The following is a 16003-nucleotide window of genomic DNA, read 5'->3' on the forward strand; positions in this document are numbered from 1 at the left end:
CTAGCATCGCACTCGGCCAGGTGGCGGGCAATGTCGTCATACATTCCCAACGCCTGACGCAGCACGAACAGGTGCTCTTCGCGCCAGTTGCCGGTCAGCGCTTTCGTGATTTCCTGCGCGCTGGCCTTGACGCGGCTGTGGCGGTGGCGTGCCAGCGCCCTAGGGTCACGCTCGCCAGCGACGATGTCCCGGATAATCAATTGGCCGCTCAGTCCCATCACATCGGTGAGCACCTCGGTGAGCTGGATGTTCATCTGCACCAGCGCCTTTTGCATGCGCTGGACCCAACTGCCCTGCTCGACCAGCAGCACGTCACGCTGACGCGCCACCGCCCGCAGCTCGCAGACCTGGGCGTCTGGACGAAACGCCGCGCGCAGCAAACCCAGGCTCATGAGCTTTTGCAGCCACTGGCAGTCCTGCACGTCGCTCTTGCGCCCGGGGACGTACTTCATCTGCCGCGTATCGACCAGCCAGACTTTCAGGCCGCGCTGTTCGAGCACTTCAAACACCGGGATCCAGTACACGCCAGTGGACTCCAGCGCTACGGTGTCCACGCCGCACGCGAGCAGCCAGCCGGCCATCGCGTTCAAGTCGGCCGTCATCGCGCCGAACTCGCGCACCGGGTCATCGGCCAGATGCGCGGGCACCGCCACCCAGTGGCTCGATGCGCCCACATCAATGCCCGCGGCATTGGGAAACACCTCACTGTCATGCTTGCGAATGGCCATGGCATCCTCCACAATGGTTGATCAATGGCAGCGCCATGGGAAGCGTCAAATTGGACTCACTCTCTCAAACGGGATGCGCATCGCTGCGCTCACCACTGTCGCTGACGATTCCCCGACCATGCTCAAAAGCGGGCTTGCTTGAAACTCGCACCAATGCCAAGTCGGTCATCTCGGCGCTGCCATTGCCTTTTTAGCGCAAATCGGCGCATGGGGCATCCGGCCTGTCCCATTGTTTCTTCAGGAACGCTTGGCCCGCGCGCGGGGTTGGGAAGCTCAAAAGTTACAAGTTTTGAGCAAACCACCTTGCTGAGGTCTTATACCGGTTGAGGCGTCCAAAACGCCTTGTTGGCCTTCACAAAAGAGCTGCCGGTAGGCAGAAGGCGATGTGTGCAACTCGCTCGCAAAGTGCTGCCTCAGGGACAGTGCGGTGCCAAAGCCCACCTCGGTCGCAACGCGCTCAATCGACAAATTCGTGGTTTCCAGCAACTGCTGCGCCCTGGCTATACGCTCGGCCGCCAGCCATTTGTTGACGGTGGTGCCCGTGGCCTCACGAAAACGTCGGGTGAAGGTTCGCCGGCTCATGCGCGCAATGTCGGCCAGTACATCGAGCGACAACGGCTCCGGTAAATGCTCGCGTGCCCACTCCAGCACGCCCGGCAAACGGCTCTCGCTGGGCAGTGCAGGCACCGGCTGCTCGATGTATTGCGCCTGTCCGCCCTGGCGGTGCGGCGGTGTCACCAGCAGCCTGGCCACGCGGTTGGCAACGTCGGCGCCGTGACGCTGACGCACAAGGTTCAGGCAGCAGTCAATCGACGCTACCGTCCCGGCAGACGTGATGACGTTGCCGTCGTCAACATACAGTACGTCAGGCAGGAAATTAACCAGCGCAAACCGCTCGGCGAAGAGGTCGCGACAAGCCCAGTGGGTCGTCGCGCGGCTCCCGTCCAATAAGCCTGCATCCCCTAGCACGAAGGCGCCCAAGCACAGGCCGACAACCTGGGCACCGCGGGCATGTGCTTTGCGCAGGGCGTGCGCCAGGAGAGGGGGAGCAACGTTTTCGGGATGGTTCCACGCAGGAACAATGACAAGGTCAGCATCGTCCATGGCGTCGAGTCCGCCGGGCACCTCAATTTCCATGCCTTGGTCACAGCGAACACGGCCGGGCATCGGCGCGCAGTACCGCACTTCATACGGGGAGAGTCCGCTGGGTGGCGGCGTCACGCCAAACACGATGCCGGGCACCGAAAGGTGAAAAAGGCTCACGCCCTCGAAAGCGGGGTCTGAGGTGCAGTGGAACGGAAAACCGGGTTAAGCAGTCAATTTAAGTGGACAAATGAATTTTGGCTGTGTCGGCCTGCCATTTTTCATGCTTGGCTCGGGTCTGTCAGGTCACGCAAAGGCCGTAACTCACCCTTGGCCACAGCCTCTGGCATCGAGAAAGAATATCGACCCAACATATTGATGTGCTCATGAAGCAGCGGCGAAAGCCTGGCGACATCCGCATCGTTGACGGGCTCACCATTGGCGCGCAATTGGTTCAAGGCGGCTTGCATGTAAAGGGTGTTCCACAGAACGCTCATGTTGAGCACCAGGCCAAGCGCACCGAGCTGGTCCTCCTGGCCTTCACGGTATTGCTGGCGCAGTTCACCGCGCTTGCCGTGAAACACGGCCCGCGCCACACTGTGGCGGCCTTCTCCACGGTTGAGCTGAATCAGCGTGTCACGGCGCTTGGTCTCGTCATCGATGTAGGTCAGCGTATGCAGCGTCTTGTCAATGCGTCCGAATTCGGCGATGGCCTGCGCTAGGCGGGTTGGTTTGTTGCCGATTTGCAGGGTGCGCATGATGCCGGCGGCCGACACCCTGCCAAGTTTGAGGGAGCCGGCCAGGCGCAGCATGTCATCCCAGTGCGACTTAATGCGCTGCAAGCTGAGCTGATTGGCCGAGATGTCGTTGAGCAAGCCGTAATCGGCCTTGGGATCGATGCGCCAGAAACGTGTTCCGCCAACATCGGCCAGACGCGGACTGAACCGATAACCCAGCAGCCGGAACAGGCCGAACACCACGTCGCTGTACGCGCCGGTATCGGTCATGATTTGCGTGGGTTGAAGCTCTGTCTGCTGCTCCAGCACCACTGCCAGCAGTATCAAACTATCGCGCAGCGTGCCAGGCACGGTAATGTGGTTCAGCCCGGAGAACTGATCCGAGATCAAGTTGTACCAGGTGACGCCGCGGCCGGTACCGAAGTATTTGGGGTTCGGCCCGGCATGCACGGAGCGAACCGGAACTACAAACCGCATGCCATCGGCCGAGGCGACCTCGCCTCCGCCCCACAGGTCGGCCAGTGCCAGACTGCTTTGAGCGGCCACCAGGGTCGCGTTGGCCTGTGCCAGCGTGTCGTCACGAATGTAGTTCTGATCCACCCAGGAAAGCCGATCCCGTTTGAGCGCAGGCGCATCGCCTCGGATCAGAGGCTCCAGTCCGGTGTTGCAGGCTTCGGCCATCAGCACGGCGCACAAACTGACCTGCAAATCGGCAGCGCGGGCCGTGCGCTCCGAGAGGTGGGTGAACGCGGCCGTAAATTCGGTGCGTACGGCAATCTCCAGAAACAACTCCGGCAAGTCCACGCGCGGTAGCATGCCGAACACTTTGTCGCGCAATGCGGCCAGCGAGGCTGGCTCATCCGTTTTCTCCAGCCTGCTGAGCACCAGATCGTGCTTGTCAGCCACGAACTCAAACCGCACAGCCGGATTGTCCGGCAGCCTGGCCAGCACCGCGCGGTACGTGCTGTCCAGCTCCATGGTCAAGGCGGTCAGCACAGGCCCAGGTCTGGCCGAAAATCCCAGCGTGCGACAGATGACGGGTCTGGTGGCTTGCCATTCGGAGCCGCCCAGCAAACCCGCGCGCGGATCGGCATACCGCCAGCTTGGCGCCACAAAAACGTCACGCCGCTTGAGCGCTGATTGAAGCTCTTCGAGGACGCAGAAGGTGTAAGCACGGCGATCAACGGTGCCATCGTCCTGAAAAACATGTGACCGCCAAGCCTTGGGGATCACCTCGCACGGGGCATCGCTTTGCGGTGTCTTGCGCGTCAAGTTGACTCGCAGCCAGTCGAGCGCGGCAACGACTGGCCTGCCAGTTGGGTTTGCGCCAAAGCGGATGTGAGCCACCAAGGCGGGAAGGAATCGCCGCACTGTTCTGTACTTCGCCTCCAGCTCCTTGTAATAAACATTGTTGGCCGGCCGGATCAGGGCAGTAATGCCATCGACTGCGTGCTGCAGTGTGCCTGGAGACATCTTCTCGAACAGCTTGGTGCGCAGTTCGCCATCCTGCACATCGGGATCGAGCAATACCCGGCAAGCGCTGGCCAAAGTAGCCGCAGCCTGATCCAGATCTTTCATCGTGCGCAGGCGGGCTTTCTTCTCGGCCTTGGCGGCACCGCCGAACAGGGCGCGTAAAACCCCTTCCAGCACGTCCAAGGCATCGTCTTGCGCCGACGCTTCCAGGCAATGTGCAAAGGCGACCAGCGTTGCCAGGCGGCGTGGATTGGGCAAGCGCACGATTGCATTGATTTTGGCAGCACCCGCAAAACGCGCCAGAGCGGCGATATGGGTTGCCGGTATGCGGGTTGTAGCGGGCAGTTTGATACCCAGCTCACGCACCGAGTTCAGGCGAAACAATGCCAGGGTCAGCGATGTGCTGCTGGTCATCACCGGCCCGGTGCGCAGGCGGTCGAGTTGTGATTTACGGGTGCCCTTAGGCACCTCCAGCAAGGCTTGCAGCCTTGCCTGCTGCGTCATGCTGACGCCTTGAGTAAGCAACTTCCACAGCCGCGCCTCGACTCGACTGCGCAGGCGTGACACATAGCGTTCAAGGGTGGTGCAGCCTGGCAGCAGCACTTTTTGCGTGATCAACCAGGTGCTCGCCCGCTCGAACAGCACGCTGGGCCGATCAGTTCCCGTCCAACACAATGCGTACAGCCAGCGGGTCAGGCGCAATCCGATGCGATGCTCGGTAATCTCGACGTAGCCATATTGCGCTCGGATTTCCGCCGCATGCAACCACCGCTGCTCACCGGCACGGTAGGCTTGAACACCCTCGGTGGAATCGATGTACAGCTGCCTCGTCAGCGCCTGCAACACCGATGTTGGGATGTCCAGCGGGTCGTACTGGAAGGTGCCAAGATAGCGCACTGTGCCCAGCTGCACGGCAAAGCCAACCCGGTTGTGCGGGCCACGCTTTTGTGAAATCAGCCCGAGATCGAATTCATCCAGGTGGAAATAGCGGGCCAGATCATCTGATGACGGCTCCCCGGTGAAACGGCCATAATGCTCGCGCTGATCGCTGGAGAGAAAACCAACGGGCATTGATCAAGTCTTGGCTTGCAGATGGAGTGCCCATATTCGCTTGACCTGGCTCGGGCTGCATCCGGACAGCTCGGCAGTTCGCTGGATCGTTTGGCCTGCACCACGCAATGCAACGATGCGCTTATGAATGGTGGTGTCTGCAATGCGTCCGACATATTTACCGGCTGACTTGGCCAGCTGTACACCTTGGCGCTGGCGTTCACGGCGTGTTTCGTAGTCGTCCCGAGCCATCTGCAAGGCCAGCTTGAGAAGCAATTCCTGGATCGACTCCAGCACGATTTTGGTCATTCCATCCGCGTCAGCCGCAAGGTCCGATAAATCGACCAGACCGGGTATCGCCAGGCGTGCGCCCCTGGCGCGAATCGAGTTGACCAGTTTCTCTGCTTGCGGGAGTGGCAATCGGCTGAGGCGGTCGATCTTCTCCGCGACCACCACTTCGCCCGGCTGAAGGTCGGCGATCATCCGCTGCAACTCGGGCCGATCAACGCGCGCACCGGATGCTTTCTCACGGTAGACCCCGGCGATGTAGTACCCGGCATCCCTTGTGTTGCGCTCAATGTCGCTCTGGCGTGTGAGGTCCTGCTCGTCGGTGCTGACACGCAGGTAGATGCGGGCAATATTCATGAAGGGATGGTCAAAATGGGTGTACTCAATTTGGCCCATTGTAGGAGAGGCGGCCAAGAGCAAATTCGCCAATGTAAATTGGCCACAACCTATTTGGCTATTTCAATTAGCCAGTTAACCCGGTTTTCCGTTCCACTGCACCTCGAACCTCAAACCCTGCAAATACGAATTCTTGGGGCCTATGAAGTACGTCATTTCCTAGGCTGCGCTGGACGTGATTTTGCACTCTCACTCGATTACCTCGCAGGGTGCACCGCCAAGCCTTCAAGATGACGATAGCTCAACGTTTAGGCCGCGTACCAGATATGCCAGCATGCATGACGTTAACGGGCAAGCGCATTGCCTTGTTAGTCAGCATCTGGCTCAAGTATTTCAGTCATAGCGCTCAGCATGGCCGAGCAAGCTGCTTGATTGCCATTCTGGCAAAACCCACTCTTTACCTTCATGCGGTCATTCGTTGTGAACTTGGCAAATAGGAATTATTAATATGCTTTTACTGAAGAGATTGCTTCGTTAATCTAAGGGTAAACACTGTTAACTTTCTTGTATATGCTGTTTACATTAACTCGTCTATTTCATCTGGAGTTGATAAATTGATCAATAAAGTGGCAGGCTCTCCTGAGCAAGCACTCGGGCCCGTCGCTGACGGCGCGACAATTTTGATTGGAGGTTTTGGCACTGCAGGCATACCGACTGAGCTCATCGATGCACTGATGGCTACCAAGGCTCGGAACCTCACGGTTGTTAACAATAACGCTGGCAATGGCTATGCCGGCCTTGCAGCATTACTCCAGGCTGGCCAAGTTGGAAAAATGGTCTGCAGCTTTCCTCGCACCGCTGACAGCTGGGTCTTCAACGAGCTCTACCGAGCCGGAAAAATTCAACTCGAGCTTGTTCCTCAAGGCAACCTTGCTGAGCGGCTTCGTGCAGCGGGTGCTGGCATTGGCGCGTTCTTCAGCCGGACGGCTTACGGCACAGAACTGGGCGCAGGCAGAGAGACGCGGGAAATCAATGGTCAGATGTACGTCATTGAGTACCCGATTGCAGGCGACATTGCCCTCATTCGGGCAGAGACCGGAGACCGGTGGGGCAACCTGACCTACCGCAAGGCGGCACGCAACTTCGGACCGGTCATGGCAACGGCAGCGCGGCGAACAATTGCAACGGTTCACGCGTTGCAAGAGCTCGGGTCCTTGGATCCTGAAGCGATCATCACACCTGGAATCTTCGTCCAGGCTGTCGTCAAGGTACCCCGAGTCCGTACTGAGGCAGGTGGATTTAAGGAGGCAGCATGAGCAAAGTCGGCAACCCTGAGTCCGCCATGGCAGCGATTTACCAACGGCGCAGCAAGATGGATGTCGCCAAGCTCGTGGCACGCGACATCCATGATGGAGCCTATGTCAACCTCGGTATCGGTCAACCGACACTGGTTGCCAATCACATTTCGAACGATCGAGAGGTCATCTTGCACAGCGAAAACGGCATTTTGGGCATGGGTCCCGCGCCAGCTTGTGGCCACGAAGACTACGACCTGATCAATGCGGGCAAGCAGCCTGTGACCCTGCTTGAGGGTGGCAGTTTTTTCAACCAAGCAGATAGCTTCGCCATGATGCGCGGTAATCATCTCGATATTTGTGTTCTCGGCGCATTTCAAGTGTCTGCTACAGGTGATCTGGCCAACTGGAGCACCAGCGAGCCTGGCGCGATTCCGGCCGTTGGCGGCGCAATGGACCTCGCTGTCGGTGCCAAGCAGACCTGGGTGATGATGGATTTGCTCACGAAGGATGGTCAGAGCAAAGTCGTTGACAGGTGCTCCTACCCGCTGACCGGCGTCGCATGCGTCAAGCGCATCTATTCGGACTTGGCAACGCTCGAGTGCACTCCGGATGGCATCAAGGTGATTGAGCTCACTCCGGGTCTTTCCCACGAAGAATTAGAGCGCCTGCTCGGATTGCAGGTTGCGCGCTCCGACCAAGCGATACCTACTCAAAACGGTACCTAAGCAATCAATCACTCGATACAGATCCACAACCGAAACAAGGACCACCCATGGATAAATTACACATCACAGAGTCAGCCTCTCCCGATTCCAAAGCGCGCCGAAGACTTATTGCCTCATTTCTGACGCTGCCTGCTGCAAGTCTCTTGCCAAACTTTGCGCAAGGCCAGGCATCCAATAAAGTGCTGCGACTGATTGTTCCTTATGCCGCTGGTGGTTCTTCAGATTATGCAGGCCGACTGGCAGCACAGTACCTGACCGGACCTTTAGGCACTACAGTCGTGGTGGAGAACAAGCCTGGCGCAAACAGCATCATTGCAGCTCAGTATGTGGCGCAGTCACCAGCCGATGGCACGGTCGCTCTCCTAGCGGGAACTGCGGCCACCACCTCCAATCCATTCCTTTATAAAAAGCTGCCCTACGATACGGAAAAGGCGTTTGCTCCAATTGGAATGGTCAGTCGGATGCCCTTCGTTGTTGTGGTGAACAGCACCTCTGCCGTTAAGACAATTGATGAATTCCTTGGCACAGCGAAGAAAGCCAAGACACCATTGAACTATGGATCTGCGGGGAACGGAAATCCAACGCACCTGGCTGGAGCCCTCTTCGCACAAATCACGGGCATTGAGCTGCAACAGATTCCATACCAAGGCAGTGCGCCCTCCATGACTGCTCTATTGTCGGGTGAAACCAGCGCAAGCTTTGAAGTCTTGCAAACAGTTCTGCCCATGGTCAAGGCGGGCAGGCTGAAAATCTTGGCTGTGATGGCGAACGAACGGCACCCCAAGATTCCAGACGTTCCGACCTTGGCCGAACTGGGTTTTAAAGGCCTTGATGTCTCAACCTCGTTCGCCATTTTGGTACCGGCAGCAACCCCTGCTGCAACTCAGAGCCGCCTGTATGAGGCACTCACTGCCGCGACGACCAATCCAAACTTCATTAAATCGCTTGACGATCAAGCGCTCCAAAGCTATCCGGCCATGACGCAAGCCGAGACCACAGCCCTTTTTGCAAAAGAGCGGGCACGCTGGAAATCTGTGATCGAACGCAACTCGATCAAACTGGACTAATCAAATCCGTCCATAGACGAAGAAGTGGCTTAAACCTGCACCGCTTTTCTATCTGAATTGCAAACACATACGAAAGAAAGATATGCCGTTCTATACATGCGTACACAAAGAAGGAATTCTGTCCAACGAAGCGAAACGTTCGATTGCACAGGGTATTACGGACATCCATTGTGGGCTCACAGGCGCCCCGCGGCACTTTGTCCACGTCATGTTCCAGGCATACACAGCTTCGAACTGCTTTTCAGGCGGTGAAGACTCTGGGGTTGCCAATATCCGTGGCAGCGTTCGCGCAGGTCGAAGCCAAGAGATCAAGGAGTCCATGATGAAACAGTTCACCGCTCTGTGGCTTAAAGAGTGCCCAACGACCCAATTGGGAGAAATCGTTGTCTCACTCGCCGAGGTGCCGGGATCCAACGTAATGGAGGGAGGCATCTTGCTTCCCCACCCGAAGGATGATGCTGCTTGGCTGGAAACCAACGGCTTTTTGAGCTCTGGCGGACCGCAAAGCATATGAACCTCAACTTTTTGTTTGACGCAGGCTGCAAGCTGTCCGATAGTCGAGCGGCATTTTTGAGGTTGGCGCCAGTGAGGCACCTGTGCAGTAATGCTGAAGGTACTGACCAGCAACCAGCGTCAACATCTGTGACTATTAAAGCCTTCAATGCTGATGCGCAATGAACCCGTATTGCACGGCCGTTAGCGTGAGCCCAGGCAAACGTCAAATGCGTCTCGTTTGTACGGGGCCCAAGCATGCGCCGTGTCTGGTGCTTGGCAACGCACTTGGCACTGACAAACGAATTTGGAATTCACTGGAGCGAAGCTTGGGTGAGGATTATCGCCTTGTCCGATTTGATTACCCGGGGCATGGCGACTCTCCTGCGTGGCCTGCTGTGTCCCTCGCTGAAATGGCGAAAATGCTGCTCGCCGAGCTCGATGTCCAAAAAATCGAAAGCTTCTTCTATTGCGGTGTATCGATGGGTGGGGCGTTGGGGTTGGAACTGGCTATGCAGTCTTCTCATCGGATGCGCGGGCTGGTACTTAGCAATACAGCCGCACACTTTGGTGCCCCTGAATTGTGGGAATCTCGACTCTCGCAAGCACAGCTTGGCGGGTTAGCCGTCCTAACGGATGCCACTGTTGCGCGCTGGCTGAAACCTGAACACGCACAAGTTTCCCCCTTGTTGGTGTCGTGGCTCAAAGAGATGTTTAAAGCAACCAGTGTAGAGGGCTACGTGCAGTGTTGCTGCATTGTGATGTCGTTTGACGCGCGAGAAACATTGCATCTGGTGCAGTCTCCTACGTTGGTCATCGGCGGTGCCCAAGACAGGGCCACCAGCGTTGACCAAGCCCTCGTGCTGCATAAGGGTATCCCGAAAAGCACTTATCTCGAACTCCCTGCCGCGCATCTCGCCCCGCTCGACGAACCCATGGCGTTCGAGCAAGCAGTGCGGAATTTTTTGACCTACAACACAGCCCAAGGATAAACACATGTCCGATCAAAAAAGTGAAATCGACATCCAGTGCAAAAAGGTACTCGATAGCTTTATGGCCGCGCTCAATGCCCACGACGCAGTTGCCATGGATGCGGCAATGCACTTTCCACATTTTCGCTTTACGGGCAGCCAGGTCAAGGTTTATGACAAGGCGGGCAGCAATCCCATGGATCTGTTCCAGAAACTTCAAAGGGAAGACGGCTGGCAGCACAGTACCTGGCGAACCAGAGACCTGGTGCAGTTCAGCGACTTCAAATCTCATTACGCCCTGAGCTACACCCGGTTTCGCAGCGATGGCTCGATTATCGGTATTTATGAATCACTCTACGTACTCACTCAGTTCGAAGGCCGATGGGGCATCCAAATGCGCTCAAGCTTTGGACCATAAGACCTAACAGCAGTTGCTAATTTCCTCTATGAACATCATGAACCGACTAATCATTCTATTTGCCGCTTTGGCTATTTCCTCGATGGCACGCGCCGATTACCCAAATGCGCCGATACGCCTGGTTGTACCCTTTCCTCCGGGATCTGCCTCCGATGCCATCGCGCGTGCCATCGCCATTTCAGCTTCATCCAAGGTGGGGCAGCCAATTGTCATAGACAACAAGGCCGGAGGCGACGGCATCATTTCCGCAGCGGAAGTTGCCCGCTCGAAGCCAGACGGCCTTACCCTGTTGTTCGGTACGAACAGTGCCCTGTCAGCTTCGCCAGCGCTGAAAACGAAACTGCCTTACGACCCAGTCAAAAGCTTCGTACCGGTAACGGCTATCGGACGGTATACGTTCTTCCTTTATGTCAATGAAAAAACTCAAGCCAAAACGGTTTCTGAACTCATCGGATTGGCGAAGCAAAATCCTGGAAAGCTCAACTTCGCGACAGGCAATACAACCGCGCTTGTCTCTTCACTTCAGCTCAATTCCATCAGTGCGATCAAGATGGAGCATGTGGCGTACAAGGGCGAGCCGGCAGCAATTCTCGATCTCTTGAGCAACCAAGTGCAAGTGATGTTCGGAACGCCTGCGCTCGGATTGCCGCACTTGACATCGGGAAAGCTGCGAGTCCTCGCGACGACGTCGGAAGAGCGCAGCCCGCTCTTGCCGCAAGTGCCGACAATGGGCGAAAGCGGTGTGAAGGGCTTTACGATCACTTCCTGGGCTGGCCTGTTTGCTCCTGCGGGAACACCCGATCCAGTGATTGCCAAGATTCGAGTTGCCTTCACAGACGCGCTAAAAGACCCGGCAGTACTTAGCACTTTGCAAAAGCAGGGCTTTGTTGCCACTCCAGGCGACGCAGCTGCATTGGGCAAGCTAGTCGACGACCAGCTCATCCGGTACCGAGAAACAATACGTGCAGCAGGTATACAGCCAGAGTAATGGTAGAGATCAGAAAGCCTTCCCATGGCTCAAGCAGATCGTTTCCATGAACGCGCAAAACGTATTAAATCATTGCATGAGTTGGTAAGCACCGCGCACCCCTCATTAACAACCAGGAATCGGTAGCGCTTTCCAACAGAAATTCATCTGCGGTTCGTAGCTACGGTACTGCACACCAAACTTCAACCCAGCGATTCAATAGTGCCTTCGTGGCAGTTGCGTCGCTACTGTTGACTTGCTTCAATTTGCCATCCTCGCGCAAGAGTACGCGGCAATGCATTGTTGACTCCTGTAGTGGCATTCCAACGCACTCACTGAAAAAGAGCTTGCGGGAGTTGAGCATGCCGACCCTGATAGTGCGACGGGAATTCAGCGATGGTTTTAGATCGAGCATCAGCCAGCAAATCAGATAGGTGCACCAGCATCAAAATGCGCTTGCGTTCCAGGCAATGGATGAACTGGCAAACCTGCATGACCCCACTCATTTTAACAAAAAGAAAAGGTATTGCCTTATGAGACACTTCAAAACACAGATGCGTAGCGGATTGGTTTTGGTTTTGGTTGCATTGATGCTTTCATTTGTGGCAGAAGCTACCGAGCTTGTCATCGGACAGGCAGCGCCCCTAACTGGGCCGGAAGCAACTTTGGGGCGCTCCTACTCTGCCGGCCTTCAGCTGGCACTAAGCCACGCTAACGCGGCCGGGGGCGTCAACGGCCACACGTTTGCGCTGGCTGTGAAAGACGATCGAAGCATGCCCGCAGAAACCATTGCCGCCACCCGGCAACTGCTTGCGGAAAGCCGCCCTTTAGTCCTGGCGGGCTATTTCGGAGATGCGAATCTGGCCGAGCTGATCAAGACCCGCTTGCTGGAGACGGAAAACATAGCCTTGGTCGGCTACCGTATCAACGAGATGCGGGCACAAGCACCGCTGGTCTACAACGTGCGCGCCGGTTTGCTCGACGAAGTGAGCAAGATGGTCGAGCACCTGGCAACCGTCGGAATTACCAAGCTGGGCTTTTTCTATCAGGACGGCCCGCCTTCGGCTGCGCTGGTCACAGCTGTCGAAGAGATGGCCAAAAGCAAGAATGCGCGACTGGTGGTTAAAGGATTTCATGCGGCTGGCACGACCAAAGTGACCAGTGAGATCATTGACGCCTTCATTGCAGCCGCGCCCCAAGCCATCATTCTGGTGTCCAGTTCGCCAGCCACTGGTGCGTTCATTGAAAAGTACCGTGCAACCGGGGGCGCGGCGCAACTGCTGGCGCATTCGAGTGTGGATATCGAACAGATTTCGCGGCGCCTTGGGGAGGAACACATGAGGGGCGTTGCCATTACCCAGGTGACGCCCAGTCCATACAAAATTTCCGGCAAGCTCACCAAGACGTTCGTTGACCTAGCTGCCAAGAGGGTTGACCAGACGGTGCCGGTGAGCTACGCGATGATGGAAGGGTATATCGTCGGTGCCCTGATCGTCGAGAGTGCGCGTCGCATGGGGCCCAAAATCTCGCGCGAGGGGTTTGTCAAGGCCCTAGAGGGCATTGATAATTACGATCTGGGGGGCTACAAGCTGGGCTTCAGGCCCAATCAGCAATCGGGTTCTCGCTTTGTCGAAATGACAATCGTTACCTCAACAGGTCGTATTCGGCAGTAGCGACATTAGAGCACTGCTCGTGTATGTGGTGGTTTCGTTTTTAGCCAACGAGCTGGCGTACACCGTCTGGGTCATGCTGACCCAAGTCAGAGTCTTTAATTGATCAGCTCAGATGACCTGACCGATTTGGCGGAAGCCTGATCTTGTTGACCGAAGATTTGAATAACGCGACGATGGTGCAGCGTTTTACACACGAGTTAGGCAAAAATTGAAGTGATGGGTCAACAGATCGCATCGGGCTTGGGGGCCTCCAGGAGTAAGACTGGGCATAAATCCTAATCTGCACAAGAAGCCTTGTCAGTGAATGCCATCACAGGGCCAGCAGGACGAAACGGATGCGCACATGGCGCCGCCGATTAACCTGTAATCCCCCGTTGAAACATTCACAATGCTGATGCTTGCTGGAAAACGTTCATGCAAGGGCCAACTATGCCAGCATACCTATCAGCCGACGTCGTATGATTTCCTCTGCTTCGAGCATAATCCGGTCGATCAGTTCCTTCACCCTTGGAATGTCTTGAATCAAGCCAGCCACCATGCCGCATGACCATGCTCCAGCGTCCATCTCACCATCCTTCATCACGCGCGGATAGACGCCGCCAACCTCGGCGACGATGTCATCAAAGGTAATCGCAGAACCGAGCTGCCTTTCCTTCTCAAGAAGGCGCTCGACCCCCGCATTGTTAAGGACGCGTTCGGTGTTTTGCAGAGGCCGCATGACGAGTCGAGTGTCTAGCTCACTTGCTCTCAAGATAGCCTGCTTCACGTTCTCATGAACTGGGGCTTCTTTGGTCGCAACAAATCGTGTCCCCATATTTATTCCCTCAGCTCCAAGAGCCAACGCGGCAACAAGTGAGCGCGCATCAGCCATGCCGCCGGACGCGACAAAGGGAATCGTCAACGCTTGTGCAGCGCGCGGCAGCAAAATGAAGTTCGGCACGTCGTCTTCGCCCGGATGACCGCCGCATTCGAAGCCATCGACACTCACCGCATCGCAGCCAATGCTTTGTGCTTTCAGCGCATGGCGCACTGAGGTGCACTTGTGCATGACCTTGACGCCTGCTTCATGCAACGCAGGAAGCCACTTTTGCGGATTGTTGCCCGCAGTTTCGACGATCTTGACCCCACCATCGACGATGGCACGGACGTAGCCTGCGTAATCCGGCGGCGTTCGGGAGGGCAGGAACGTTAAGTTGACGCCGAAGGGCATGTCGGTCATGGCGCGGCAACGCACTATTTCTGCTGAGAGTGCGACAGGGCTGGGTTGCGTCAACGCCGTCAGGATGCCTAGACCGCCAGCGTTGGATACCGCCGAGGCCAGTTCTGCCAGCCCGACAAAGTGCATTCCACCCTGGATGATGGGATGCTGGATCCCGAAGAGTTCGGTAATTCGTGTTTTCACTGCTTAGTTTTCCTTGTAGCTGAAGCTTTTGTAGAAACGCTGACATGGCAGCTGGCCGGAGTCGGGTCACGCAGGCTGTGCATCCGTTCGCCAACAGTCTTTTGTTGGCTCAGCTGCCGCGGACCGGCACCGGTCATGCTGCTTGGTTTTTCACCTCAGTGGCTGGCTCCAAGCGCCATGAAGCGCTGGAGGTGGTGGTCCTCATCGCCGAGCTGGTGGTCGATCATCACCAAGCGCTTAGCATAGTGGGACAAAGGCAACTCCCAGGTCATGCCAATGCCGCCATGCAGCTGTATTGCTTCTTCGCCTACCAGTGCGCCGATGCGGCCAATGCTGTACTTGGCAGCTGACAGCGCTCGCTCGCGCGAAATACGGTCGGCGTCCAGCGCCGCTGCGGCATTAATCACGGCAGAGCGCGCCTGTTCGATCTCGAGTAGCAGATCGGCCATGCGGTGCTGCAAGGCCTGGAAGCTGCCGATCGGCACACCGAACTGCTTGCGCGTCTGCAGGTATTCGAGCGTGTGTTTCCTGGCCACGTCCATTGCGCCGACAGCCTCAGCGCAAAGCGCCAGCACGCCATAGCCGACAGCCCGCTCCAGCACCGCATAGCCCTGCCCTTGCACACCCAGCAGCGCGTCGGCGCCGAGCTGCACATCGTGGAGCGTGACTTCGGCCGCGCGGCCGCCATCGATTCTGCCGTAGCCGCGCATTGACAAGCCCTTGACATCGGTGGGAACCACAAACAGCGAGATGCCCTGCTCGTCACCAACGGCCCCCGCCGTGCGTGCCGACACCAGCAGCAGTCCCGCCTGCTCGGCCTGGTGCACTACCGCCTTGGCCCCTTGCAGTAGCCACCCGGCGCCATGCTTCTCGGCGCGCGTTCCCACCCGCGCCAGCTCGTAGTGAGAGCCCGGCTCGTCGTGCGCCAGCGCCGCGATGGTGCTGCCGTCGATAAGGGCGCTTAGTGCCTCTTTCTGGGCACTGGTACCGGCGTGGGCAATGGCACGGCCGACCACCAGCGAGCCTAGGAAAGGCTCGACCACCAGGCCGCGGCCCAGGCTTTCGAACACCACGGCGATGTCGAAGCCGGCACCGCCAAAGCCGCCATCTTCCTCGGTGAACAGCGCGCCGATGGCGCCGATTTCGGCCAGTTGGCGCCAGATCTCGGGGCTCACGCCTTTGCTGGAGCAAGCGATGCGATCGCGGGTCTCAAAACCGTATTGTTGTGCAATGAAGCGGTCCAGGGTGTCCGCGAGCATGCGGCGGTCTTCTGTGTGTACGAAGTTCATGGCCTT

Annotated in this window: 14 protein-coding genes; 8 read left to right on the plus strand and 6 right to left on the minus strand. The window is 57.2% G+C overall.

Annotated elements, in window-relative coordinates:
- The 4 genes from EC86_RS0120975 to EC86_RS0120990 all read right to left on the minus strand — a co-directional run.
- The coding region (locus tag EC86_RS0120975; protein ID WP_029523719.1) for an IS110 family RNA-guided transposase at positions 1-728 on the minus strand (728 nt) is incomplete at its 3' end.
- A 273-nt stretch (positions 729-1001) separates the two neighbouring features.
- A complete protein-coding gene (locus tag EC86_RS0120980) occupies positions 1002-1991 on the minus strand; it encodes a GlxA family transcriptional regulator (RefSeq protein ID WP_051676209.1) in 990 nt (329 codons plus the stop codon).
- 101 nt (positions 1992-2092) lie between these two features.
- Positions 2093-5092 (minus strand): Tn3 family transposase, encoded by a 3000-nt coding sequence (locus EC86_RS0120985; RefSeq protein ID WP_029527833.1) that lies wholly within the window; start codon positions 5090-5092, stop codon positions 2093-2095.
- A 3-nt stretch (positions 5093-5095) separates the two neighbouring features.
- The gene (locus tag EC86_RS0120990; RefSeq protein WP_029527834.1) at positions 5096-5716 is read right to left on the minus strand and encodes a recombinase family protein; all 621 of its coding nucleotides are present in this window, start codon (positions 5714-5716) and stop codon (positions 5096-5098) included.
- 593 nt (positions 5717-6309) lie between these two features.
- Between EC86_RS0120990 and EC86_RS0120995 the strand changes: the two genes are divergently transcribed.
- From EC86_RS0120995 to EC86_RS0121035, 8 genes are all read left to right on the plus strand, one after another.
- A complete protein-coding gene (locus EC86_RS0120995; RefSeq protein WP_029527835.1) occupies positions 6310-7011 on the plus strand; it encodes a 3-oxoacid CoA-transferase subunit A in 702 nt (233 codons plus the stop codon).
- Positions 7008-7718 (plus strand): 3-oxoacid CoA-transferase subunit B, encoded by a 711-nt coding sequence (locus EC86_RS0121000; protein ID WP_232229994.1) that lies wholly within the window; start codon positions 7008-7010, stop codon positions 7716-7718. The genes EC86_RS0120995 and EC86_RS0121000 overlap by 4 nt, the downstream gene beginning before the upstream one ends.
- A gap of 47 nt (positions 7719-7765) precedes the next feature.
- Positions 7766-8785: a Bug family tripartite tricarboxylate transporter substrate binding protein gene (locus tag EC86_RS26425; RefSeq protein WP_084181636.1), complete on the plus strand. Its 1020-nt coding sequence runs from the start codon at positions 7766-7768 to the stop codon at positions 8783-8785.
- 82 nt (positions 8786-8867) lie between these two features.
- Entirely contained in the window at positions 8868-9299 is a 432-nt protein-coding gene (locus EC86_RS0121010) for a tautomerase family protein (protein WP_029527838.1), read from the plus strand.
- Between the two features lie 208 nt (positions 9300-9507).
- The gene (locus tag EC86_RS0121015) at positions 9508-10269 is read left to right on the plus strand and encodes an alpha/beta fold hydrolase (protein WP_051676211.1); all 762 of its coding nucleotides are present in this window, start codon (positions 9508-9510) and stop codon (positions 10267-10269) included.
- Between the two features lie 4 nt (positions 10270-10273).
- On the plus strand, positions 10274-10666 hold the full coding sequence (locus EC86_RS0121020; protein ID WP_029527840.1) for a nuclear transport factor 2 family protein: 393 nt from the start codon (positions 10274-10276) through the stop codon (positions 10664-10666).
- Between the two features lie 28 nt (positions 10667-10694).
- Positions 10695-11654 carry a Bug family tripartite tricarboxylate transporter substrate binding protein gene (locus EC86_RS0121025; RefSeq protein WP_051676212.1) on the plus strand — a complete coding sequence of 320 codons (960 nt, stop codon included), beginning with the start codon at positions 10695-10697 and terminating at the stop codon, positions 11652-11654.
- A gap of 413 nt (positions 11655-12067) precedes the next feature.
- Positions 12068-13306, plus strand: coding sequence for an ABC transporter substrate-binding protein (locus EC86_RS0121035; protein ID WP_332258701.1), 1239 nt, complete (start codon positions 12068-12070; stop codon positions 13304-13306).
- A 427-nt stretch (positions 13307-13733) separates the two neighbouring features.
- Here EC86_RS0121035 and EC86_RS0121040 read toward each other — a convergent pair whose 3' ends face one another.
- Together EC86_RS0121040 and EC86_RS0121045 are read right to left on the minus strand one after the other, a co-directional pair.
- Positions 13734-14708 carry an NAD(P)H-dependent flavin oxidoreductase gene (locus EC86_RS0121040; protein WP_029527843.1) on the minus strand — a complete coding sequence of 325 codons (975 nt, stop codon included), beginning with the start codon at positions 14706-14708 and terminating at the stop codon, positions 13734-13736.
- Positions 14709-14863: 155 nt separating this feature from the next.
- A complete protein-coding gene (locus tag EC86_RS0121045) occupies positions 14864-15997 on the minus strand; it encodes an acyl-CoA dehydrogenase family protein (RefSeq protein WP_029527844.1) in 1134 nt (377 codons plus the stop codon).
- Between the last annotated feature and the right edge of the window lie 6 nt (positions 15998-16003).

Origin of the sequence: Polaromonas glacialis, from assembly GCF_000709345.1 — a bacterium.
Lineage (GTDB): Bacteria > Pseudomonadota > Gammaproteobacteria > Burkholderiales > Burkholderiaceae_C > Polaromonas > Polaromonas glacialis.